The 22,062-nt window shown below is 61.6% G+C and carries 21 protein-coding genes; 14 read left to right on the top strand and 7 right to left on the bottom strand.

Annotated features, from left to right (window positions below; genetic code table 11):
- Positions 1-170: 170 nt before the first annotated feature.
- The 4 genes from ehuA to ehuB all read right to left on the bottom strand — a co-directional run bounded on the left by ehuA (position 171) and on the right by ehuB (position 3,283).
- On the bottom strand, positions 171-1,040 hold the full coding sequence (gene ehuA, locus J3P81_RS20345; RefSeq protein WP_420765450.1) for an ectoine/hydroxyectoine ABC transporter ATP-binding protein EhuA: 870 nt from the start codon (positions 1,038-1,040) through the stop codon (positions 171-173).
- A complete protein-coding gene (ehuD, locus tag J3P81_RS20340; protein WP_420765449.1) occupies positions 1,040-1,696 on the bottom strand; it encodes an ectoine/hydroxyectoine ABC transporter permease subunit EhuD in 657 nt (218 codons plus the stop codon). The genes ehuA and ehuD overlap by 1 nt, the downstream gene beginning before the upstream one ends.
- On the bottom strand, positions 1,693-2,352 hold the full coding sequence (gene ehuC, locus J3P81_RS20335; RefSeq protein ID WP_045156852.1) for an ectoine/hydroxyectoine ABC transporter permease subunit EhuC: 660 nt from the start codon (positions 2,350-2,352) through the stop codon (positions 1,693-1,695). The genes ehuD and ehuC overlap by 4 nt, the downstream gene beginning before the upstream one ends.
- Before the next feature lie 73 nt (positions 2,353-2,425).
- A complete protein-coding gene (gene ehuB / locus J3P81_RS20330; protein WP_434560549.1) occupies positions 2,426-3,283 on the bottom strand; it encodes an ectoine/hydroxyectoine ABC transporter substrate-binding protein EhuB in 858 nt (285 codons plus the stop codon).
- 290 nt (positions 3,284-3,573) lie between these two features.
- Here ehuB and J3P81_RS20325 point away from each other — a divergent pair, with 290 nt between their 5' ends.
- The 8 genes from J3P81_RS20325 to J3P81_RS20290 all read left to right on the top strand — a co-directional run bounded on the left by J3P81_RS20325 (position 3,574) and on the right by J3P81_RS20290 (position 13,161).
- Complete coding sequence (locus tag J3P81_RS20325) at positions 3,574-4,968, top strand: PLP-dependent aminotransferase family protein (protein WP_420765447.1); 1,395 nt, start codon at positions 3,574-3,576, stop codon at positions 4,966-4,968.
- A 307-nt stretch (positions 4,969-5,275) separates the two neighbouring features.
- The gene (gene eutB / locus J3P81_RS20320; RefSeq protein ID WP_434560547.1) at positions 5,276-6,247 is read left to right on the top strand and encodes a hydroxyectoine utilization dehydratase EutB; all 972 of its coding nucleotides are present in this window, start codon (positions 5,276-5,278) and stop codon (positions 6,245-6,247) included.
- A 21-nt stretch (positions 6,248-6,268) separates the two neighbouring features.
- The gene (gene eutC / locus J3P81_RS20315) at positions 6,269-7,261 is read left to right on the top strand and encodes an ectoine utilization protein EutC (protein WP_434560545.1); all 993 of its coding nucleotides are present in this window, start codon (positions 6,269-6,271) and stop codon (positions 7,259-7,261) included.
- 39 nt (positions 7,262-7,300) lie between these two features.
- On the top strand, positions 7,301-8,491 hold the full coding sequence (gene doeA / locus J3P81_RS20310) for an ectoine hydrolase DoeA (RefSeq protein ID WP_434560543.1): 1,191 nt from the start codon (positions 7,301-7,303) through the stop codon (positions 8,489-8,491).
- A 3-nt stretch (positions 8,492-8,494) separates the two neighbouring features.
- Positions 8,495-9,496: a N(2)-acetyl-L-2,4-diaminobutanoate deacetylase DoeB gene (gene doeB / locus J3P81_RS20305; protein ID WP_434560541.1), complete on the top strand. Its 1,002-nt coding sequence runs from the start codon at positions 8,495-8,497 to the stop codon at positions 9,494-9,496.
- A 185-nt stretch (positions 9,497-9,681) separates the two neighbouring features.
- The gene (locus tag J3P81_RS20300) at positions 9,682-10,161 is read left to right on the top strand and encodes an Lrp/AsnC family transcriptional regulator (RefSeq protein ID WP_434560539.1); all 480 of its coding nucleotides are present in this window, start codon (positions 9,682-9,684) and stop codon (positions 10,159-10,161) included.
- Positions 10,162-10,291: 130 nt separating this feature from the next.
- A complete protein-coding gene (locus tag J3P81_RS20295) occupies positions 10,292-11,779 on the top strand; it encodes an NAD-dependent succinate-semialdehyde dehydrogenase (RefSeq protein ID WP_420765441.1) in 1,488 nt (495 codons plus the stop codon).
- Positions 11,776-13,161 carry an aspartate aminotransferase family protein gene (locus tag J3P81_RS20290; RefSeq protein WP_434560537.1) on the top strand — a complete coding sequence of 462 codons (1,386 nt, stop codon included), beginning with the start codon at positions 11,776-11,778 and terminating at the stop codon, positions 13,159-13,161. Before J3P81_RS20295 ends, J3P81_RS20290 begins: the two co-directional genes overlap by 4 nt.
- 243 nt (positions 13,162-13,404) lie before the next feature.
- Here the strand turns inward: J3P81_RS20290 and J3P81_RS20285 are convergent, their stop codons facing one another.
- A complete protein-coding gene (locus tag J3P81_RS20285; RefSeq protein WP_420765439.1) occupies positions 13,405-13,842 on the bottom strand; it encodes a YhcB family protein in 438 nt (145 codons plus the stop codon).
- A gap of 147 nt (positions 13,843-13,989) precedes the next feature.
- Between J3P81_RS20285 and J3P81_RS20280 the strand changes: the two genes are divergently transcribed.
- The 3 genes from J3P81_RS20280 (at position 13,990) to zapE (ending at position 17,195) form a co-directional block, all read left to right on the top strand.
- A complete protein-coding gene (locus tag J3P81_RS20280; RefSeq protein ID WP_434564148.1) occupies positions 13,990-14,619 on the top strand; it encodes an alpha/beta hydrolase in 630 nt (209 codons plus the stop codon).
- A 24-nt stretch (positions 14,620-14,643) separates the two neighbouring features.
- The gene (locus tag J3P81_RS20275; protein ID WP_434560535.1) at positions 14,644-15,999 is read left to right on the top strand and encodes a tryptophan--tRNA ligase; all 1,356 of its coding nucleotides are present in this window, start codon (positions 14,644-14,646) and stop codon (positions 15,997-15,999) included.
- A gap of 101 nt (positions 16,000-16,100) precedes the next feature.
- Positions 16,101-17,195 (top strand): cell division protein ZapE, encoded by a 1,095-nt coding sequence (gene zapE, locus J3P81_RS20270; RefSeq protein WP_420765436.1) that lies wholly within the window; start codon positions 16,101-16,103, stop codon positions 17,193-17,195.
- A 181-nt stretch (positions 17,196-17,376) separates the two neighbouring features.
- On the opposite strand, the gene J3P81_RS20265 is transcribed toward zapE, so the two are convergent.
- The gene (locus tag J3P81_RS20265; RefSeq protein WP_434564147.1) at positions 17,377-18,273 is read right to left on the bottom strand and encodes a GlxA family transcriptional regulator; all 897 of its coding nucleotides are present in this window, start codon (positions 18,271-18,273) and stop codon (positions 17,377-17,379) included.
- Positions 18,274-18,516: 243 nt separating this feature from the next.
- Here J3P81_RS20265 and J3P81_RS20260 point away from each other — a divergent pair, with 243 nt between their 5' ends.
- Entirely contained in the window at positions 18,517-19,653 is a 1,137-nt protein-coding gene (locus J3P81_RS20260) for an acyl-CoA dehydrogenase family protein (RefSeq protein ID WP_434560533.1), read from the top strand.
- A 132-nt stretch (positions 19,654-19,785) separates the two neighbouring features.
- Here the strand turns inward: J3P81_RS20260 and J3P81_RS20255 are convergent, their stop codons facing one another.
- Complete coding sequence (locus J3P81_RS20255) at positions 19,786-20,826, bottom strand: NADP(H)-dependent aldo-keto reductase (RefSeq protein WP_420765434.1); 1,041 nt, start codon at positions 20,824-20,826, stop codon at positions 19,786-19,788.
- Between the two features lie 245 nt (positions 20,827-21,071).
- Between J3P81_RS20255 and rplM the strand changes: the two genes are divergently transcribed.
- Together rplM and rpsI are read left to right on the top strand one after the other, a co-directional pair.
- Positions 21,072-21,500 (top strand): 50S ribosomal protein L13, encoded by a 429-nt coding sequence (gene rplM, locus J3P81_RS20250; RefSeq protein WP_003205365.1) that lies wholly within the window; start codon positions 21,072-21,074, stop codon positions 21,498-21,500.
- A 14-nt stretch (positions 21,501-21,514) separates the two neighbouring features.
- Complete coding sequence (gene rpsI / locus J3P81_RS20245; protein ID WP_003228056.1) at positions 21,515-21,907, top strand: 30S ribosomal protein S9; 393 nt, start codon at positions 21,515-21,517, stop codon at positions 21,905-21,907.
- Positions 21,908-22,062: the final 155 nt, after the last annotated feature.

Raw genomic sequence — 22,062 nt, 5'->3', positions numbered from 1 at the left:
CGTTTGGGCTTTTGTGGCGAGGGAGCTTGCTCCCGCTGGGCTGCGAAGCAGTCCTGAGATCATTCGCCTTGATTCTCCTGACACACCGTGTTCGCTGATTTGGGCCTGCTGCGCAGTCCAGCGGGAGCAAGCTCCCTCGCCACGGAGGTGTTCGCTTGAGTAATTAGGGGTCAATTCGCCTCTTTCACCGCACTCAAGAACGCACACGTACGTTCCTGCTGCGGGTTTTCGAAAATCTGCGCCGGGGTGCCCTGTTCGTGAATCTGGCCCTTGTAGAAGAAGCACACCCGGTCTGCGAACTCCCGGGCAAAGCCCATCTGGTGAGTCACCATCAGCATCGTCAGGTTGTGTTCGGCGCCGAGTTTGCGGATAACGTTCAAGACTTCGCCGCACAGCTCCGGATCCAGCGCAGAGGTCACTTCGTCAAACAGCATCACCTTGGGCCGCATCGCCAGCGCCCGGGCGATCGCTACCCGCTGTTGCTGGCCGCCAGACAGCTGCGACGGGTAATGGTCTAGCTTGTTGCCCAGGCCCACCAGCTCCAGCAGGTCGGCGGCACGCTCGCGGGCTTCTTTCGGGTTCATGCCCAGCACTTGCACGGGCGCCTCGATGACGTTCTGCAGCGCGGTCATGTGGGGAAACAGGTTGAAGCTCTGGAATACCATGCCGATCTTGCCGCGCACCCGGCGGATGTGTCGGTCGTTCGCGGGCACCAGCACGCCGTTGCGGTTGGGCATGTGGGTCAGCGAATCATCCTCGATGCGGATCTGGCCCTGGTCGATACCCTCCAGGGTCATCAACACCCGCAACAGCGTCGATTTGCCGGAACCACTGGGGCCGATGATCGCGACTTTTTCACCGGGCGCGACATCCAGGTTCAAATGGTCGAGCACTGTGAAGCTGCCGTAGCTTTTGGTCACGTCCTGGAAACTCACAATTGGCCGGGACGGTGTCGGGACGTTCATGGCCGGGGCCTCCTGCTGCGATGCCAGCGTGCTGCGCCGGGACAGATCGGTGGGCGTGGACAGAGGTAAAGTCATTAGCGTAGCTCCATGCGCGTTTCAAGGCGCCGTACCAGATAAGCCAAGGCGAGGCTCAGGGCGAGGAAGAACAGGCCGACCAGGGTGATCGGTTCCAGGTAGCGGAAGTGCTCGGAGCCGATATTCTTGGCCTGCTGCATGATTTCCACCACGGTGATCGCCGATAGCACCGGCGTGTCCTTGAGCATTGCCACCAGGTAGTTGCCCAGCGGCGGCACGATGGGGCGCAATGCCTGGGGCAGGATGATGTTGCGGTACGCGTCGTATGGCGCGATGTTCAATGCTGTCACCGCTTCCCACTGCGCCCGAGGCACCGCGTCGAGGCCGCTGCGATAGACCTCGGCAATGTAGCAGGCGTAGTGCAGGCCGATGCCCACGATGCCAACCTGCATGGCCGTCAGGCTCAGGCCGTAGTTGGGCAGCACGTAGTAGAGGAAGTACACCTGGATCAGCAACGGCGTGCTGCGGATGAATTCGATCACCGCCGTGGCCGGCCACGACAGCCAGAATCGGCGGCTGCGCCGGCCAATCGCAAGGAACAGCCCCAGCACGATTGCAATCACAAAGCCGATCAAGGTGATGCCCACGGTGTTGAGGGAGGCGCGCAGCAGGTCCGGGAGGATTTGCGCGGCGTAAGACCAGTCGAACAGTGTCATGACAGACCTCCACGCATCCGGCCCCGGCTCAGCCGCCGCTCGATGTTGCGCATGCCGAAGTTGATGGCCTGGGCGAGGATGAAATACATCACCAGCGCCAGGCTGAAGATCTCCAGGGTCTGGAACGTTGCCTGATCCAACTGGCGCGCCCGGAAACTCAGGTCCGACAAGGTGATCAGCGATACCAGCGACGTGTTCTTCAGCAACTCGATCAACAAATTGGTGCCGGGTGGAATGGCCGCCAGCAACGCCTGGGGCAGGATGATTCGCTTGAAGCGCGTGAAACCGCTGAAGTTCAGCGCCGTGCAGGCCTCGTATTGGCCCTTGGCGACTGAGCTGATGGCGCCGCGCATCACCTCGGCCCCGTACGCGCCAATGTGCAGGCCCAGGCCGACAATCGCCACGGCGTAGGGGCTCAGCTCGATGTTGAACGGCGGCAGCGGCAGCACGAAGAACAGCCAGAACAATTGCACCAGCAGCGACGTGCCTCGGAACACTTCGATGTAGGTGATGGAAAACCAGCGCAACGCGCGCCACGGCGACAGCCGTCCGAGGGCTGCGAGTACCGCCGCGACAATCGCCAGCAGCGAGCCGAAGAAAGTCACCTGGAGTGTGACCCAGGCCCCTTGAATCAATAACGGAAGTAATTCGCCCATGGTTCAACCCGATGTCCGATGAAGCAGGGAACAGGCATCACGCACCGCGCGTCATGCCCGTTTCGGCGTGCCATTAGGGCTGAGCGCAGAGCTCGGCCGCGGTCTTGCTGGTGACGTTGGATTTGTCGAAACCGAACGGCGCGACGGCCTTGAGGTGTTCTTCCGACCCGAGCCATTTTTTCAGCTCGGCGTTGACCGCGTCGCGCAGGTCCTTGTCTTCGGGACGGAAGGCCAGGGCGCCATAGCCGATGTGGGACGGGTCGTCCTTGAATTCAGTCATCGCCTCGACCTTGTCACCGCCCTTGGCGGCCAGGCCTTTCATGGTCAGTTGGGTGCCGACAGCGGCGTCGGCGCGACCGGCGCGTACGGCTTGCAATTGCGCGGTGGTGTCGGGCACCTGGAGAATCTGTTCATCCTTGACCCCGGAATCACGAGCGTACGCCAGGTTCACCGTGCCGGCCATGATTGCCAGCTTCACATCCGGTTGCTTGGCGATGTCTTCATAACTGTGAAGTTTTTTCGGGTTGCCCTTGGCCACCAGCAAGGCATCGGGCAGCTGGTATTGCGGATCGGTGAACAACACTTGCTTGCAGCGTGCCGGGGTGATGTACATGCCGGCGGCAATCACATCGAAGCGACCCGCGCGCAGCCCAGGGATCAGCGAGCCCCATTCGGTGAGCACGCCATTGACCTGCTTGATGCCCATCCTGGCGAAAATGATCTTGGCGATCTCCGGCGACTCACCCGTGACGGTGCCGTCGGTTTCGGTGAAGGCAAACGGGGTTTCGTTGGCGTAGCCGATGCGGATGCTGCTGTCGCTTTTGATGGTGTCCAGGGTGGCCGCCTGGACGCTGCTGGCCAGGCCCAACGCGGCACAGGTCAACAAGATCCGACGCAAGGGTGCGTAGGTGCCGGGAAGAAAATTGCTCATCGATAAAATCTCCTGTTTCTTGTGGATCCGCCAGCGGACGGTTCTGTGTTAGGAGGCAGTGTGACAAGAGCAAAGCGTACGGCGGCGGATCCGGGCGAGGCCTGGAATCGGTAGCGGCGCCGGTACAGGTCGATCCGGCTTTTTGTCGGGGTAATGAACCCGCCTGGACGATGACCTTGGACCGAGCATACAAAAGCCCCGGCGCGGATTGTATTGCACTAGGACAATTGCTTTGGCGCGATGGCCGCGCAATGCTGTGCGCACCCGTTCTCACGCCGGTCGCAGCCGTTATGGATAAATGGAAGTCAGCCCTGGACCTCGCCCGCAGCGGTGAATCCAAATACAAGATCCTGGTGCAGGCGATCGCCGATGACATCGAACAGGGCGCCTTGGCCAACGACCAGCGCCTGCCGCCGCAACGGCAGGTAGCCGACGCCATGGGCATCAGCGTGCAGACCGTCACCAATGCCTACAAAGAATTGGAGCGCCAAGGGCTGGTACGTTGCGAAGTAGGGCGCGGCAGTTTCGTCTCGCGGCGCATGAGCGACCGGGTCGCCACTTACATACTCGACAGCCCCGAGCGGGCGCTGGTGGATTTTTCCATCACGCGCATTCTCCACACCCGCGAGCACGACCAGTTCTGGCGCGACACCTGCGCCGAGCTGAGCACCGAAGAAGACCAGCCCTGGATCCATGCGTTTCGTCCGATAGCCGGTTTTGAATCCCATCGCGAAGCGGCGGTGCAATGGATCGGGCGCCAAGGCCTGAAGGTCGATCGCAACGATGTGCTGATCACCAATGGCGCCGCCCATGGCATTTTTCTCGCCCTGGCATCCCTCGCCGGGCCCGACGATGTGGTGCTCTGCGAAGGGCTGACCGACCACGGCGTGATCGGCAACTCCCAGGTGCTGGGCTTTACCCTCAAGGGTCTGGACACTGACCGCCATGGCATCGATCCCGAACACTTCGAGGACATGTGCAGCAACGAGCGCATCACCGCCCTGGTGTGCACGCCAAACTTGAACAACCCCACCACCAGCCTGATGCCCGACGCCCGCCGCCGGGAAATCGCCGAGATCGCCCGACGGTTTGGCGTGCATATCATCGAAGACGATGTGTACGGTCCGCTGCTGGACGAACGCCGCGCGCCGCCCATCAGCCACTACCTGCCGGAGCTGTCGTTCTATTGCACGAGCATGACCAAGTCCGTGCTCACGGGGTTGCGGATCGGTTATCTGGTGGTGCCCAAGCGCCTGGCGCTGCGCACCGAAAGCATTCTGCGCGTCAACAGTTGGATGGCCACGCCGATGGTCTCGGAAATCGCCGCCCGCTGGATCCGCGACGGCCGCGCCGATTCGCTGCTGCATCTTCAACGGCGCCTGTTGGCCGGACGCCAGGCGATGGTCACCGAATACATGGGTGAGCATGTATTGGCCCAGCATCCTCATGCCTTGAATGCCTGGATCGGCATCCCGCCGCACTGGGAAGTGGACAGCCTGGTGCGGGCGTTGCGCCACAAGCACATCGCCGTCACGTCCCCCGATCCGTTCACCGTACGCGGCACCCCCAGGCCGCGCGCGGTGCGGGTGTGCGTCGGCGCCGAATGCAGCGATGAAGAAATGCGCCATGCGTTGATCGGCATGCGGGAGATCTTCAATCAATATCCGCAGATTCATGATTTTTGATGGGCAAGCGGTGGGCTTACCCCAAAGTTGCAGGTGCCTTTGTGGCGAGGGAGCTTGCTCCCGCTCGGCTGCGAAGCAGTCGTAAAAACAGTTAAACGCCTGCAGGTGCGTCTGGTTGAAAGGAGTTGGGTCTGCTGCGCAGACCAGCGGGAGCAAGCTCCCTCGCCACAGGGAGCGAGGTGTTCTTTGAGGATTGTGGTCATCTCTTTTGGTCGATAGTGAATGCAAACTAAATTGCCCTAGTACATTCATCACCACAATCCTGCCCTCTTAGACTGCGCCCAACACATCTGCTCGGGACGCGGTCATGACAGGGTTGCAGCTTCAGGACATCTACCTCGCTCGCCAGCGCATCGAGTCGCAGGTCAGGCGCACGCCCATGGAGCATTCCCCTAGCCTGTCGCGACTAATGGGCGTGCCCGTATACCTCAAGCTGGAATCCCTGCAGATCACCGGCAGCTTCAAGCTGCGTGGCGCGAGCAATGCGGTGGCGCAGCTCAGCGTCGAGCAGAAGGCGCGCGGCGTGGTCACGGCGTCGACTGGCAATCACGGCCGGGCGCTGGCGCACGCCGCGTCGCAACAAGGCGTGCGGGCGATTGTCTGCCTGTCTCACCTGGTGCCATCCAACAAGGTGCAAGCGATTCGAGACCTCGGCGCCGAGGTCTGCATCGTCGGCCAGTCCCAGGACGATGCCCAGCGCGAAGCCGAGCGCATCGCGAACGAGCAGGGCGCGACCTTCCTGCCGCCCTTCGATCACCCGGCGATCATCGCCGGCCAAGGCACCCTCGGCCTGGAAATCCTGGAACAGCAACCGGACGTGGCCCAGGTCCTCGTTCCGTTGTCCGGCGGCGGTCTGTTCGCCGGCGTTGCCCTGGCCCTCAAAAGCGCCAATCCAGCGATCCAGGTCCACGGCATCAGCATGGCCCGAGGCGCGGCGATGCACGCCAGCCTTGCCGCTGGGCAGCCCGTGGATGTCGAAGAACTGCCGACCCTGGCCGATTCCCTCGGCGGCGGTATCGGGCTGGACAACCGCTACACCTTCGCCATGACCCGGCAGTTGATCGATGACCTGCACCTGCTCTCGGAAGCGTCCATCGCCCATGCCATCCGCCACGCCTATCACCATGAACGCCTGGTGCTCGAAGGCGCCGCGGTGGTGGGCATCGCGGCGCTGCTCGACGGCCTGGTCGAGCCGCGTGGACCCATTGTCCTGGTGGTCAGCGGGCGCAACGTCGACACCGAACAACATGCCCGCGTCATCGCTGGCGCCAACGCCTGATCCCCTTTAACGGAGCCTGCCATGAGTAAAGTCACCCTATTGAGCGAAGCCGACCTGCGCAGCTGCGTGGCCCTCGACCTGGCCAGTGTCGACGCCGTCGAGCAGGCTTTTGTGCTGCTGGCTACCGCCGCCGTGGCGATGCCGCCGATCCTGCGGCTGGACATTCCCGAGCACAACGGCGAGGTGGATGTGAAGACCGCTTACCTGCCAGGCCTTGAACGCTTCGCCATCAAGGTCAGCCCGGGCTTTTTCGACAACCCCAAGCTCGGCCTGCCCAGCCTGAACGGCATGATGATGCTGCTTTCGGCGCGCACCGGCCTGCTGGAAGCGCTGCTGTTGGACAACGGTTACCTCACCGCCGTCCGTACGGCGGCGGCTGGGGCGGTGGCGGCGCGTTGTCTGTCCCGCGAGGACAGCCGCAGCGTGGCGCTGATCGGTGCGGGTGAACAGGCGGCGTTGCAGCTTCAGGCGTTGCGGCTGGTGAGGCCCATCGACGAGGTGCGGATCTGGGCGCGTGATGCACAAAAAGCCCAGGCGTTCGGCCTTGCGCTGGCGCGTGACACCGGGCTTGCCGTCACGCCGTGCGACGCCATTGACGCCGCCCTGGAAGGCGTGGACATCGCCATCACCTGCACCCCCAGTCGCGAGCCGTTGATCGAAGCCCGTCATTTGCATCCCGGCCTGCACATCACAGCGATGGGCTCGGACGCCGAACACAAAAACGAAATCTCCCCGCAAGCGTTGGCGGCCGTCGATTGCTATGTCGCCGATCGCCTGAGCCAGACCCGCGTGCTCGGCGAGCTGCACCACGCCTTGGCCGCCGGCACCGTTCGCGATGAGCTGGCGTTGACGGAGCTGGGACAAGTGCTGGCGGGGCAACGGCTGGGGCGCTCCGATGCCGCGCAAGTGACGCTGTGCGATCTCACCGGCACCGGCGCCCAGGACACCGCCATCGCCAACCTGGCGTTCGAGCGGGCGCGGGTGGCGGGCAAGGGCTTTGCGTTCGGTCGCTAGATCATTTTGTTCATGAGTCATTCAACAGAGGGCAGGTGGATGTCAGAGATAGTCGTCAATCTTCCGTTCCAGCGGGAGGAATACGCCCAGCGCCTGGCAAAGGTTCGCGCGGCCATGCAGGCCCAAGGTCTGGAGCTGTTGCTGGTCACCGATCCGTCGAACATGGCCTGGCTCACCGGCTATGACGGTTGGTCGTTCTATGTGCATCAGTGCGTGCTGCTGGCGCTGGACGGCGAGCCCGTGTGGTTCGGTCGCGGCCAGGATGCCAACGGTGCCAGGCGCACGGTGTTCATGCAGGCCGACAACATCGTCGGCTACCCGGACATCTACGTGCAGTCCCGCGAGCGCCACCCCATGGACTATCTGTCCCGCGAGGTGATCATCGCCCGTGGCTGGGGCGCCCTGAACATCGGCGTGGAGATGGACAACTACTACTTCAGCGCCGCCGCCTACCTGTCCCTGCAAAAACATCTGCCCGACGCGACGCTGGTGGATGCGGCGGGGTTGGTGAACTGGCAGCGCGCCGTCAAGTCGCCCCAGGAAATCGCCTACATGCGCATCGCCGCGCGCATCGTCGAGAACATGCATGGGCGGATCCTGGAACGGATCGAGCCGGGCATGCGCAAGAACGAACTGGTGGCCGAGATCTACAGCAGCGGCATCCTCGGTGCCGACGGCCATGGCGGCGACTACCCGGCCATCGTGCCGCTGCTGCCCACCGGCGCCGACGCCAGCGCGCCGCACCTGACCTGGGACGATTCGCCGTTCGAAAAGGGCGCCGGCACCTTCTTTGAAATCGCCGGTTGCTACAAGCGTTACCACTGCCCGCTGTCGCGCACCATTTACCTGGGCAAGCCGCCGCAACATTTCCTCGACGGTGAAAAAGCCGTGGTCGAGGGCATCGCCGCCGGCCTGGACGCAGCCAAGCCGGGCAACACCACGGGCGACATCGCCGTGGCGTTTTTCAAGGTGCTGGAGAAGTTTGGCATCCACAAGGACAGCCGTTGCGGCTACCCCATCGGCATCAGTTATCCGCCGGATTGGGGCGAGCGCACCATGAGCCTGCGTCCCGGCGACAACAGCGTGTTGCAACCGGGCATGACGTTTCACTTCATGCCCGGGCTGTGGATGGATGATTGGGGCCTGGAGATCACCGAGAGCATCCTGATCACCGAGACTGGCGTCGAGACGCTGTGCAATGTGCCTCGTCAATTGTTCGTGAAGGATTGACCCATGACTGAATTGCCGATCAACCCCATTAGCGCCACGGTGGATTTCACCCGCAAAGGCGTGCAACACGGCTTCCTCAAGCTGCCGTATTCCCGGGACGATTCGGCCTGGGGCGCGGTGATGATTCCCATCACCGTGATCCAGCGCGGCAGCGGCCCGACCGCGCTGCTCAGTGGTGGCAACCACGGCGATGAATACGAAGGCCCGGTGGCCCTGAGCAAACTGGCCCAGCAATTGACCGCCGATGAAATCAGCGGACGCGTGATCATCGTGCCGTTCATGAACACCCCGGCGTTCCATGCCGGGCGCCGGACTTCGCCCATCGACAAGGGCAACCTCAACCGCAGCTTTCCCGGGAGGCCAGACGGCACCGTCACGGAAAAAATCGCCGACTACTTCAACCGCACCTTGCTGCCCCTGGCCGACATTGTCCTGGACATTCATTCCGGTGGCCGGACCCTGGATTTCCTGCCATTCGCCGCCTGCCACGTTTTGCCGGACAAACAGCAACAGGCCCGCTGCGAGGCCGGGATGCTGGCCTTCAACGCGCCGTATTGCATGCGCATGCTGGAGCTGGACGCAGGGTCGATGTACGACACCGCCGCCGAGTCTCAGGGCAAGGTGTTCGTCACCACCGAGCTGGGCGGCGGCGGTTCGTCCACCGCCCGCAGCGTGGCGATTGCCGAGCGTGGGGTGCGCAACGTGCTGATCCACGCCGGCATCCTGCGGGGCTCTATCGAGTTACAGCCGTCGTTGGTGCTCGACATGCCGGACGCCAGTTGTTTCATCGCCAGCGAGCACAACGGTTTGCTGGAGATGTGCCGCGACCTCGGTGAAAACGTGAGCAGAGGCGAGGTGGTGGCGCGCATCCATGACACCACCCGCAGCGGCGTCGCCCCGGTCGAATACCGCGCCGCCCGCAGCGGCCTGCTCGCGGCCCGGCATTTTCCCGGGCTGGTGCAGTGTGGCGATACGTTGGTGGTGATTGCGGATGTATTGGCGTGATGCACCTCAACTGACACACACACTGCGGCGAGGGAGCTTGCTCCCGCTCGGCTGCGAAGCAGTCGTCGCTTTTTGATCTGAGCGATTACGAAGCTGCTATTGGGGCCGCTGCGCGGCCCAGCGGGAGCAAGCTCCCTCGCCACAGGGACGGTGTGAAATTTGAATTGTCTGGAGAGCCCTGTCCAATGCACAAGCTCGATCGCTACGACTTGAAGATCCTGCAAATCCTCGCCGACGACGGACGGATCACCAAGTCGAGCCTGGCCGAAGCCATCAACCTGTCGGTGACGCCGGCCTGGGAGCGGGTGCGCAAGTTGGAAGCGGCGGGCCTGATCGTTGGCTATCGGGCGCAGATCGACTGGGGCGCGGTGTTCAAGCGTCAACAAGTGTTGGTGGAGATCACCCTGGCCCGGCACACCGCCCAGGACATGCGTCGTTTCGAACAGCGCATGGTCGCCGCGCCCGAAGTGGCGTTCTGTTATGCCACCGGCGGCGGGGTGGATTACCTGGCAATGATCCAGGCGCCCGACGTCGATGCCTATCAACGTTTCGTCGACCAATTGCTGCTCGAAGACCTTGGCATCGAACGCTACTTCACCTACATCGTCACCAAGACCATCAAGACCGCCGGTGCGTTGCCTGCGGAGCTGGCATCGCCCTCCTGAGCACCGCAGAAACCACTTTACGCCCTGTTCTTTCCAGAAAGAAACCAAGGTCTGACGCTGCTCAAACACCCGAAAACCCAAGCGTCGCTGCCCTAGCATGGGTTCACGCACACGCTCTGGAGTGAACGCCATGCCTTACCAACATCCGCTGTTGTTCAAAGCGCTTTGCTACGTCGACGGCCATTGGGTCCACAGCGACAGCGGCCACAGCGTCGCCGTCCACAACCCGGCCAACCGCACGGTCGTCGGCCATGTGCCGATGCTCGACCCGCCGCAGATCGTCGCGGCGGTGGACGCGGCGCATCGCGCATTCCCAGCGTGGCGCGAACAGGGCCTGGATAGCCGTGGCGCGTTGCTGCGGCGGTGGGCGCAGTTGATCACCGAGCACCGCGAGGATCTGGCGCGCATCCTGAGCCTGGAGCAGGGCAAGCCGTTGGCCGAGTCCCGCGGCGAAATCGCCTATGCCGCCAGCTTTATCCCTTGGTTCGCCGAAGAAGCCCGACGCCTCTACGGCCAGAACATCCCCAGCCATATCCCCAACGCGCACCTGGGCACGATCAAGGAACCGGTGGGCGTCTGCGCGCTGCTCACGCCGTGGAACTTCCCCTCGGCAATGATCACCCGCAAGGCCGCCGCCGCGCTGGCTGCCGGTTGCACGGTGGTGATCAAACCGGCCCACGAAACCCCGTATTCAGCCCTGGCCCTGGCCCAACTGGCCGAAGAGGCCGGCTTTCCCGCCGGAGTTTTCAACGTGGTGTTGGGCGAGCCGCAAATGGTCATGGAGACCTTGGTCAAGGACCGCCGCGTACGCTCGGTGAGTTTTACCGGCTCGACCCGGGTCGGCAAACTGGTGCTGCAAGCGGCGGCCCATGATGTGAAGAAAGTCGCGTTGGAGCTGGGCGGCAACGCGCCGTTCATTGTCTGCGCCGATGCCGACCTGACGCTGGCGGTGAAAGTTGCCGTCGAGGCGAAATTCCAGACGTCGGGCCAGGATTGTTGCGCGGCCAACCGGATCATGGTGCAGCGCCCGGTCTACCAGGCATTTCTCACTCGCTTCGCCGCAGCGGTGCGCGCCTTGCGGGTCGGGCCGGCCATGGTCGATCAGCAGGAACAGGAGGTGGACGTCGGTCCTTTGATGCATCAGGCCGCGTTCGATGCGACCTCCGATCGTGTGGCCGACGCCCTGGCGTTGGGGGCTCAACGCCTGGTGGGTGGCGAGGCCCATGCCTTGGGCGGGTTGTTCTACCAACCCACCGTGCTGGCCGATGTCACGCCGCAGATGCGCATCTACCGTGAAGAAAACTTCGCGCCGATCGCCGGGGTGCTGCCGTTCGACACCTTGGACGAAGCCATCGAAATGGCCAACGACACCGAGTACGGACTGGCCGCCTATATTTGCTCCAACCGCCTGGATGTCATTTACCCACTGATCCGCCGTCTCGACCACGCCATGGTTGCGGTCAACGGCGTCAAGTTCACCGGCCACCCGATCCCCTTCGGTGGCATGAAAGCCTCGGGCCTCGGTCGCGAGGGTGGCAGCGAGGGCTTCGAGCCCTTTGTCGAAACCAAATACTTTTGCCTGCACCATCAAGGCCAGTTCCCAGGAGAGTCCGCATGAGCCAAGAACTCAACACGCTGTTCGAACAAGACCGTGCGCATTTCATGCACCCGTCAACCCACGCCCATGACCATGCCAGCGGCGCGCTCAAGGGGCGGATCATCAAGAGCGCGTCGGGCATCCGCATTCGCGATCATGAAGGCCGCGAGTTCATCGATGCCTTTGCCGGCCTCTACTGCGTGAATATCGGCTACGGGCGTACCGAAGTGGCCGATGCCATCTACAAGCAGGCCAAGGAACTGGCCTATTACCACACCTATGTCGGCCATTCGAGCGAGGCGATCATCGAGCTGTCCAGCCGCATCATGGACTGGGCGCCGGAGGGGATGAAGAAGGTTTATTACGGCTTGTCCGGCTCCGATGCCAATGAAACCCAGATCAAACTGGTGCGTTATTACAACAACGTGCTGGGCCGGCCCCAAAAGAAGAAAATCATTTCCCGCGACCGTGGCTACCATGGCTCGGGCATCATGACCGGCAGCCTGACCGGGTTGCCCGCCTTTCACCAACATTTCGACCTGCCGGCGGAGGGCATCAAGCACACCGTTTGCCCGCATTGGTATCGCAAGGCCCCGGCGGGGATGGACGAAGCGACGTTCGTGCGTTATTGCGCCGATGAACTGGAAAAAATGATCCTCGCCGAAGGCCCCGACACCGTGGCGGCACTCATCGGCGAACCGCTGATGGGCACTGGCGGCATCATTGTCCCGCCCGCCGGTTACTGGGAGGCGATCCAGGCCGTACTGAAAAAATACGACGTGCTGTTGATTGCCGACGAGGTGGTTTGCGCGTTCGGTCGCCTGGGTTCGAAGATGGGCAGCCAGCGCTACGGCATGAAGCCGGACCTGATCACTACGGCCAAGGGGCTGACCAGTGCTTATGCACCGTTGTCGGCGGTGATCATCGGCGATAAGGTCTGGAGCGTGATTGAAAAAGCCTCCCAGGCCGAAGGCGCCATGGGCCATGGCTGGACGTACTCCGGGCATCCGATCTGCGCGGCGGCGGCGTTGGCCAACCTCGACATCCTCGAACGGGAAAACCTCACGGCCAACGCCGAGAATGTTGGCGGCTACTTGAACCGTCGGTTGCGTGAAACGCTGGAAGGTCATCCGCTGGTGGGGGAGGTTCGCGGCGACGGCATGCTGGCCGCGGTGGAGTTCATGGCCGACCGCGAACAGCGCACGGCGTTCGACCCGGCCCTCAAGGTAGGCCCCAAGGTATCGGCGGCCTGCCTGGAGCGCGGCATGATCGCCCGCGCCATGCCCCACGGCGACATCCTGGGTTTCGCCCCGCCATTGATCCTGACTCGCGAGGATGCGGACCTGATCGTCGACATCACCAAAGCGGCTATCGATCAGGTGGCGGAAGAAGTGTTGCCTTAACTGAGATGCCTCAGGGCACCAAGCCCCGTGGCGAGGGAGCTTGCTCCCGCTGGGCTGCGAAGCGGCCCTATAGCAGCGAACTCGATTTTCCTGGCACACCGAGTTGCCTGGTTTGGGGCCGCTTCGCGACCCAGCGGGAGCAAGCTCCCTCGCCACAGGGGAATCAAATGGCAGTGAGGAGATAGAACCCAAAAAAAGCCCGCCCGATCTGTGATCGGGCGGGCTTTTTGGTGTCGCTTGGGCTTACTTCTTCAAACCGTAATGCTCATCGAGCATCCCGGGCGAATTCGGGGCCTTTGGGGCGTAGTCCCGTGGCGGTTCCTGGATCCCTTTCGGTGGGGTCAGGCGTTCCCGTGGGCTCTGCGTCGCATCGGCTTGCAGGGCGGCGAGCAGGCGCTGGCGGGTCTGTTCGTCAAGGGCCAGGCGGTTGGCGCCCTCGGACAGATGATCCTGGACTTCCTGGTAGCTCTGGGTGAGTTTTTTCACCAGGGAGGCGGTGCTGTTGAAGTGAGTGACCACTTCATTCTGATAACTGTCGAAACGTTCCTGGATGTCGTCCAGCTGACGTTGGGTGCTGTTGGGCACCGCGTTGGGCAGCAGGCGGGCAATCAGGAAACCAATGGCGACACCGGCAACCAGGGCAAGAGTCGGCAACAGCCAAACTAAGAGCGAGTGTTCCACGAGTCCTTCCTCTATAAACGGCTTTGCTTTACGTTAACGGCTCGGACCTGCGCTGTATACCGCGAAGAACATCGCAATCATGCCAGGCACAGACTTTTAGCTAGACGAGTCGACCCTATTCGGGGTCACGGAGTTCTTTCCTTGCTTATGCGCGAAACCCCTGTAGTCATCGATGGCCCGGTGGGCCAACTGGAAGCCTTGTACCTGGACAGCGAGGCTCCCCGCGGCCTGGCGCTGATCTGCCACCCGAACCCGGTACAGGGCGGGACCATGCTCAACAAAGTGGTGTCGACCCTGCAACGCACCGCTCGGGATGCCGGCCTGGTTACGTTGCGTTTCAATTATCGTGGCGTCGGCGCCAGTGCCGGCAGTCATGACATGGGTACCGGCGAAGTGGATGACGCCCAGGCCGCAGCCGCCTGGCTGCTGGAAAAACACCCCGGCCTGCCGCTGACCCTGTTCGGTTTCTCTTTCGGCGGCTTCGTTGCCGCGACCCTCGGCGGGCGCCTGGAAGCCCAGGGTCAATCCCTCAAGCACCTGTTCATGGTTGCCCCGGCGGTGATGCGCCTGAACGAGCAATCGCCTTTGCCGAAGGGGGGAGAGTTGACCGTGATCCAGCCGGAAACCGACGAAGTGGTGGATCCGCAACTGGTTTACACCTGGTCCGAGGCGCTCGAACGCCCCCATGAGCTGCTGAAAGTGGCAGAATGCGGACACTTTTTCCATGGCAAGCTGACCGATCTCAAGGATCTGCTCTTGCCGCGCCTCTCGAATTGACAGCAGTCTGACAAGCGATAATCCATGACGACGCGTACCCGTATCCTGACTGGCATCACCACTACTGGCACCCCGCATCTGGGCAACTATGCCGGCGCCATCCGTCCGGCGATCCTCGCCAGCCGCGACAGCAATGCCGATTCGTTCTACTTCCTGGCTGACTATCACGCCCTGATCAAGTGCGATGACCCGATGCGCATCCAGCGCTCGCGCCTGGAAATCGCCGCCACCTGGCTGGCCGGTGGCCTGGATGTGGACCGCGTGACGTTTTATCGCCAGTCTGACATTCCCGAAATTCCGGAGCTGACCTGGCTGCTGACCTGCGTCGCCGCCAAGGGCCTGCTTAACCGTGCCCACGCCTATAAGGCGTCGGTGGACAAGAACGTCGAGGCCGGCGAAGACCCGGACGCCGGCATCACCATGGGGCTGTACAGCTACCCGGTGTTGATGGCGGCTGACATCCTGATGTTCAACGCTCACAAGGTGCCGGTCGGTCGCGACCAGATCCAGCACGTGGAAATGGCCCGCGACATCGGCCAGCGCTTCAACCACCTGTTCGGCAAGGGCAAGGAGTTCTTCACCATGCCCGAGGCACTGATCGAGGAAAGCGTCGCCACGTTGCCGGGGCTCGATGGCCGCAAGATGTCCAAGAGCTATGACAACACCATCCCGTTGTTCAGCAGCGCCAAGGACATGAAGGATGCGATCTCGCGGATCGTCACTGACTCCCGCGCGCCAGGCGAAGCCAAGGATCCGGACAACTCGCATTTGTTCACCTTGTTCCAAGCGTTCGCCACTGCCGAACAGTCCGCCGAGTTCCGTAGCGAGCTGCTGCAGGGCCTGGGTTGGGGCGAAGCCAAGAATCGTCTGTTCCAGTTGCTCGACAGCGAGCTGGGCGAAGCGCGCGAGCGTTATCACCAGTTCATCGAGCGCCCATCGGACCTCGAAGACATCCTGCAACTGGGCGCGAGCAAGGCCCGGGCCGTGGCGACACCGTTCCTCAACGAGCTGCGGGAGGCCGTCGGCCTGCGCTCCTTCGTCAGCCAGGTCCAAGTGGCGACCCAGACCAAAAAGAAAGCAGCCAAGGCAGCGCGTTTCGTCAGCTTCCGCGACGAGGACGGGAGTTTCCGCTTCCGCCTGCTTTCCGCCGATGGCGAGCAACTGTTGCTCTCCAACAACTTTGCCGACGGCAAGACAGCGGGGCAGGTGACCAAGCAGTTGCAGTCCGGCCAACCCTTGGACGTACGCAGTGACGACTTGGGTTTCGGTGTCTGGCTCGACGGTGCATGCGTGGCCCAGAGCCCGGCGTTCGCCGACAGCACCGCTCGGGATGCGGCCATCGACGCGTTGCGCGTGGCCCTGACGCCTGCCCAGGACTAAGCGAAGACGTCACCCGACCATCGGCCCGAATAAGGGCCGATTGCCATTCTTCTGGGCCATCGCTACAGTGACGGCCCGTTTTTGTTGCCTTGCTAACGAATATGACGCCCCTAGAACGATATCAAGCTGATCTGAAACGCCCGGAATTCTTTCACGACGCAGCCCAGGAAACGGCCGTGCGGCACTTGCAGCGCCTGTACGACGACCTGATCGCCGCGTCGAACAACAAGCCGGGCTTGTTGGGCAAACTGTTCGGCAAGAAAGACCAGGCGCCGGTCAAGGGCCTGTATTTCTGGGGCGGCGTCGGCCGTGGCAAGACTTACCTGGTGGACACCTTCTTCGAAGCGCTGCCGTTCAAGGAAAAGACGCGGACGCACTTCCACCGCTTCATGAAGCGCGTGCACGAAGAAATGAAAACCCTGGGCGGCGAAAAGAACCCGCTGACCATCATCGCCAAGCGCTTCGCCGCCGAAACCCGGGTGATCTGCTTCGATGAATTCTTCGTCTCCGACATCACCGATGCCATGATCCTGGGCACGCTGATGGAAGAGCTGTTCAAGAACGGCGTGACCCTGGTCGCCACCTCGAACATCGTGCCCGATGGCCTCTACAAGGACGGCCTGCAACGGGCGCGTTTCCTGCCGGCCATCAAGCTGATCAAAGAACACACCGAAGTTGTCAACGTCGACAGCGGCGTGGACTATCGCCTGCGTCACCTCGAGCAAGCGGAGCTGTTCCATTTCCCGCTGGATGCCGCCGCCGAAGAGAGCCTGCGCAAGAGCTTCCGCGCCCTCACGCCGGAATGCACCCAGGCGGTCGAGAACGATGTGCTGATCATCGAGAATCGCGAAATCCGCGCCATCCGCACCTGTGACGACGTGGCCTGGTTCGACTTCCGCGAATTGTGCGACGGCCCTCGCAGCCAGAACGATTACATCGAGCTGGGCAAGATCTTCCACGCTGTGTTGCTCAGCGGCGTCGAGCAGATGAGCGTCACCACTGATGACATCGCTCGGCGTTTCATCAACATGGTTGACGAGTTCTACGACCGCAACGTGAAGCTGATCATCTCGGCCGAAGTCGAACTCAAGGACCTGTACACGGGCGGGCGCCTGACGTTCGAGTTCCAGCGGACCCTGAGTCGCTTGCTGGAGATGCAGTCCCACGAATTCCTGTCGCGGGCGCATAAGCCTTAAGAGATCGGAAAATCAAAAAAGGCCTGCCATTGCAGGCCTTTTTATTTGCTGGTTCCCCACTTAACCCCTGTGGGAGCGAGCTTGCTCGCGATGGCGATGTGTGAGTCAACATCCATGCTGCTGATCCACCGCCATCGCGAGCAAGCTCGCTCCCACAATGGATTTTTGCCCGGTACTTGGGCTACGCCGCCTGCTGAAACTGCTGCCGATACTGGTTCGGCGACAGGTCGGTGTGTTGCCGGAACAGTCGCGCAAAAAAGCTCGCGTCGTCGTAACCCACTTCATAACTGATGGTCTTGATGCTCTTTCGACTGCCGGACAGCAGGCCCTTGGCGGTTTCGATCCGCAACCGTTGCAGGTAATGCAGGGGCTTGTCGCCCGTGGCGGTCTGGAAGCGACGCATGAAATTGCGGATGCTCATGCCGTGCTCGCGGGCGACGTCCTCGAAGCGGAACTTGTCGGCGAAGTGCTCTTCGAGCCACTGCTGGATCTGCAGGATGATCACATCCTGATGCAGCTTCTGCCCGCCGAAGCCGATCCGTCCTGGTGAATAGCTACGTTGCACTTCATAGAGAATGTCCCGCGCCACGGCTTGGGCGACGTTGGCGCCGCAGAAGCGCTCAATCAAATAGATATACAGATCACATGCCGACGTGGTGCCACCTGCGCAGAACAGATTGTCCGCGTCGGTCAAATGCTTGTCCTGGTTCAAGTGGACCTGGGGGAAACGTTCCTTGAAGGCATTGAAAAAGCGCCAATAAGTGGTGGCCTCCTTACCGTCGAGAAGCCCAGCCTCGGCCAGCCAGAAGACCCCGGTGGCTTCGCCGCAGAGCACCGCGCCGCGCGCGTGTTGTCCGCGCAGCCACGGCAGGACTTGTGGGTAACGTTGGCTGAGGGTTGCGAAATCATCCCAGAAGGCCGGCAGGATGATGACGTCGGTGTTTTCCAGGCCGCCGTCCACCGGCATGATCACATCGCTGAAGCTGTTCACCGGTTGGCCATCGGGACTGACCAGGCGGGTTTCAAACGCCGGCGTCAGGCCGTGGCCCAATTGTTTGCCATAGCGCAGGCTGGCCAGGTGGAAAAAATCCTTGGCTTGCATGAGGGTGGAAGCGAAAACCCGGTCGATGGCCAGGATGCTGACGCGCCGCAAGGGCGTGGAGACGTGCATGGACATAATTCATCTTTATTTTTATAGGGGATAGTGGTCATCAAACGGCTGGATCGTCTTATTTTTTGGCGCAAGTGTCCAGTGTCCCGTTGTGCGCGGCAGGCTTAGGCTCTGTCGGATAAGCCATCCAACAATAACCAAAGGTGCGCCATGATCCCCAGAACCCTGTTCAGTCCCGAGCACGAATTGTTTCGCGACAGCGTACGAACTTTCCTAGAAAAAGAAGCCGTGCCGTACCACAGCCAGTGGGAAAAACAGGGGCATATCGATCGTGAACTCTGGAACAAGGCAGGGGAGGCGGGGATGTTGTGCTCGCACCTTCCGGAGGCCTACGGTGGGCTGGAAGCGGATTTTCTCTACAGCGCGGTGGTGATCGAGGAAATCGGTCGCCTGGGGCTGACCGGGATCGGTTTCTCGTTGCACTCCGATATCGTTGCGCCGTACATCCTTCATTACGGCAGCGAGGCGTTGAAGCATAAATATCTGCCGAAACTGGTATCCGGCGAAATGGTGACCGCCATTGCCATGACCGAGCCGGGCGCGGGCTCCGACTTGCAAGGGGTGAAGACCACCGCGGTGTTGGACGGCGATGAATACGTCATCAACGGCTCCAAGACATTCATCACCAACGGCTTCCTTGCGGACCTGGTCATCGTAGTCGCCAAGACCGACCCGAAGGCTGGCGCCAAGGGCACCAGCCTGTTCCTGGTGGAAGCGGGGACGCCCGGCTTCGAGAAAGGCAAGCGCCTGGAAAAAGTCGGAATGAAAGCCCAGGACACGTCCGAATTATTCTTCCAGGACGTGCGGGTGCCGAAGGAGAACCTGTTGGGGCAGGCGGGTATGGGGTTCGCCTACCTGATGCAGGAACTGCCGCAGGAGCGCCTGACCGTCGCCATTGGTGGCCTCGCCTCGGCCGAAGCGGCGCTGCAATGGACACTGGACTACACCCGCGACCGCAAGGCATTCGGCAAGTCCATTGCCGACTTTCAGAACACCCGCTTCAAACTCGCCGAAATGGCCACCGAAATCCAGATTGGCCGGGTCTTTGTCGACCGTTGCCTGGAGCTTCACCTGCAAGGCAAGCTCGACGTGCCGACGGCGGCGATGGCCAAGTACTGGGGCACCGATCTGCAATGCAAAGTGCTGGACGAATGCGTACAGCTGCATGGCGGTTACGGTTTCATGTGGGAATACCCGGTTGCCCGGGCATGGGCGGATGCGCGAGTGCAGCGGATCTATGCCGGGACCAATGAGATCATGAAGGAGATCATTGCGCGGTCGCTTTGATAAGGGGGTGGCCTTGAGTCCGCTATCGCGAGCAGGCTCGCTCCCACAGGTGTTTGTGTCGCTCGCGATCTAGCGGTCGAACATAAAGCCAGTGTGGGAGCGAGCCTGCTCGCGATGGGGCCTATGAGTCAATCAAGGCGCCGGGTTCGGCTGATCCTTGTGAATCGCCTCGATCCCCGCCAGCACTTCATCCGACAGCTTCAAGTCGAAGCTGGCGATGTTGCTGTCCAGTTGCTCCAGCGTGGTGGCGCCGATGATGTTGCTGGTGACGAATGGCTGTTGGGTGACGAACGCCAGCGCCATCTGCGCCGGGTCCAGGCCGTGCTCACGGGCCAGGGCCACATAGCGGCTGCACGCGGCTTCCGACTGCGGATTGAAGTAACGCATGAAGCGGCTGTACAGCGTCAGGCGGCCTTTGGCGGGGCGCGCGCCGTTTTCATATTTCCCCGACAGGAAGCCGAACGCCAGCGGTGAATAAGCGAGCAGGCCGCACTGTTCGCGGATGGCAACCTCGGCCAGGCCGATTTCAAAGCTGCGGTTGAGCAGGTTGTACGGGTTCTGGATCGACACGGCGCGCGGCCAGCCACGGGCCTCGGCCAAAGCGAGGAATTTCATGGTGCCCCACGGCGTCTCGTTGGACAGGCCGATGTGGCGGATCTTGCCGGCCCGGACCTGCTCGTCGAGGGCTTCGAGGGTTTCCTCCAGGGGCGTGAAGTCTTCGTCGGCCTTGTGGGTGTAGCCCAGTTGGCCAAAGAAATTGGTGCTGCGTTCCGGCCAGTGGAGTTGGTAAAGGTCGATCCAGTCGGTCTGCAGGCGCTTGAGGCTGGCGTCCAGTGCTTCGACGATGTGGCGGCGGTTGTGCTTGAGGTTCTTGTCGCGAATGTAGTCGATGGTGTTGCCTGGGCCGGCGATCTTGCTCGCCAGGATCCAGTCGGCGCGGTCGCCACGGCTCTTGAAGTAGTTGCCGATGTAGCGCTCGGTAGTCGCGTAGGTGTCGGCCTTGGGCGGCACGGGGTACATTTCGGCAGTGTCGATGAAATTGATGCCGGCACCCTTGGCGCGTTCGATTTGGGCGAATGCCTCGGCCTCGCTGTTCTGCTCACCCCAGGTCATGGTGCCGAGGCACAGGGCGCTGACATTCAGATCGGTACGGCCTAGCTTGCGATAGTCCATCGGGGACTCCTTGGGCAAAACAATCATAAAAGCAGGTTGAAATATTTTTCGCAATCTGCATAATTGCGCACCTCTTTCTGCAGTGGAAGTGATGCGCCGCCGCCGAAGAATCTTGCCGTTGAACGGACGCGCCGACCCGAGCCCCCGAAAGCGTCTGTATCCGGCTGCCTTTGACTTGTCAAAGTACGCACTATTCAGTAAGATCCGCCGTCTAATTTACAGGGCGGCCCCTGAGGCTATAAAGAATGAAAACTTTTACTGCTAAACCGGAAACAGTAAAGCGCGACTGGTTTGTCGTCGACGCTGCTGGTCAGACCCTGGGTCGTCTGGCCACCGAAATCGCGAGCCGTCTGCGTGGCAAGCACAAGCCTGAGTACACCCCTCACGTTGACACCGGCGACTACATTGTCGTAATCAACGCCGAGCAAGTACGTGTTACTGGCGCTAAAACCACTGACAAAATGTACTACTCCCACTCCGGTTTTCCTGGCGGCATCAAGTCGATCAACTTTGAAAAGCTGATCGCCAAAGCCCCTGAGCGCGTGATCGAGACCGCGGTTAAAGGCATGCTGCCTAAGAACCCGCTGGGTCGCGACATGTATCGTAAGCTGAAGGTTTATGCGGGCGCTGCTCACCCTCATACTGCTCAGCAGCCCCAAGAACTGAAGTTTTAACGGAATAGTTCATTATGTCGGCGACTCAAAATTACGGCACTGGCCGTCGCAAGACTGCAACCGCACGCGTTTTCCTGCGTCCGGGCACTGGTAACATCTCCATCAACAACCGCTCCCTGGATAACTTCTTCGGCCGCGAAACTGCCCGCATGGTAGTTCGTCAGCCGCTGGAACTGACCGAGACCGTCGAAAAATTCGACATCTACGTCACCGTTATCGGTGGTGGTGTAAGTGGCCAGGCTGGCGCAATCCGCCACGGCATCACTCGCGCCCTGATGGATTACGACGAAACTCTGCGCAGCGCCCTGCGTAAAGCTGGCTTCGTAACTCGCGATGCTCGCGAAGTTGAACGTAAGAAAGTCGGTCTGCGTAAAGCGCGTAAGCGTCCGCAGTACTCGAAGCGTTAATTTCGCTTCCGCGTTCAAAAGGCGCCCAGTTCCTCACGGAGCTGGGCGTTTTTTTATGTGCGAAATAAATGCTCTGTGACAACTTGCCACATTCGTAGAGCCCCTATACTACAAGGCTTGGCGGTTTAGCCGCTTGGTAATTACCTTGTCAGAAT

Origin of the sequence: Pseudomonas sp. R1-6, assembly GCF_051132115.1 — a bacterium.
Taxonomy (GTDB): domain Bacteria; phylum Pseudomonadota; class Gammaproteobacteria; order Pseudomonadales; family Pseudomonadaceae; genus Aquipseudomonas.
This window is presented reverse-complemented; position numbering and strand designations above follow the sequence as displayed.

Coding starts and splice junctions, on each gene's coding strand:
- J3P81_RS20260 (WP_434560533.1), top strand. CDS start 18,517: ATGATCCCCAGAACCCTGTTCAGTCCCGAGCACGAATTGTTTCGCGAC.
- doeB (WP_434560541.1), top strand. CDS start 8,495: ATGACTGAATTGCCGATCAACCCCATTAGCGCCACGGTGGATTTCACC.
- ehuA (WP_420765450.1), bottom strand. CDS start 1,040: ATGACTTTACCTCTGTCCACGCCCACCGATCTGTCCCGGCGCAGCACG.
- J3P81_RS20255 (WP_420765434.1), bottom strand. CDS start 20,826: ATGGACTATCGCAAGCTAGGCCGTACCGATCTGAATGTCAGCGCCCTG.
- ehuD (WP_420765449.1), bottom strand. CDS start 1,696: ATGACACTGTTCGACTGGTCTTACGCCGCGCAAATCCTCCCGGACCTG.
- ehuB (WP_434560549.1), bottom strand. CDS start 3,283: ATGAGCAATTTTCTTCCCGGCACCTACGCACCCTTGCGTCGGATCTTG.
- zapE (WP_420765436.1), top strand. CDS start 16,101: ATGACGCCCCTAGAACGATATCAAGCTGATCTGAAACGCCCGGAATTC.
- rpsI (WP_003228056.1), top strand. CDS start 21,515: ATGTCGGCGACTCAAAATTACGGCACTGGCCGTCGCAAGACTGCAACC.
- J3P81_RS20300 (WP_434560539.1), top strand. CDS start 9,682: ATGCACAAGCTCGATCGCTACGACTTGAAGATCCTGCAAATCCTCGCC.
- doeA (WP_434560543.1), top strand. CDS start 7,301: ATGTCAGAGATAGTCGTCAATCTTCCGTTCCAGCGGGAGGAATACGCC.
- J3P81_RS20280 (WP_434564148.1), top strand. CDS start 13,990: ATGCGCGAAACCCCTGTAGTCATCGATGGCCCGGTGGGCCAACTGGAA.
- J3P81_RS20295 (WP_420765441.1), top strand. CDS start 10,292: ATGCCTTACCAACATCCGCTGTTGTTCAAAGCGCTTTGCTACGTCGAC.
- eutB (WP_434560547.1), top strand. CDS start 5,276: ATGACAGGGTTGCAGCTTCAGGACATCTACCTCGCTCGCCAGCGCATC.
- J3P81_RS20325 (WP_420765447.1), top strand. CDS start 3,574: ATGGATAAATGGAAGTCAGCCCTGGACCTCGCCCGCAGCGGTGAATCC.
- J3P81_RS20275 (WP_434560535.1), top strand. CDS start 14,644: ATGACGACGCGTACCCGTATCCTGACTGGCATCACCACTACTGGCACC.
- rplM (WP_003205365.1), top strand. CDS start 21,072: ATGAAAACTTTTACTGCTAAACCGGAAACAGTAAAGCGCGACTGGTTT.
- eutC (WP_434560545.1), top strand. CDS start 6,269: ATGAGTAAAGTCACCCTATTGAGCGAAGCCGACCTGCGCAGCTGCGTG.
- J3P81_RS20290 (WP_434560537.1), top strand. CDS start 11,776: ATGAGCCAAGAACTCAACACGCTGTTCGAACAAGACCGTGCGCATTTC.
- ehuC (WP_045156852.1), bottom strand. CDS start 2,352: ATGGGCGAATTACTTCCGTTATTGATTCAAGGGGCCTGGGTCACACTC.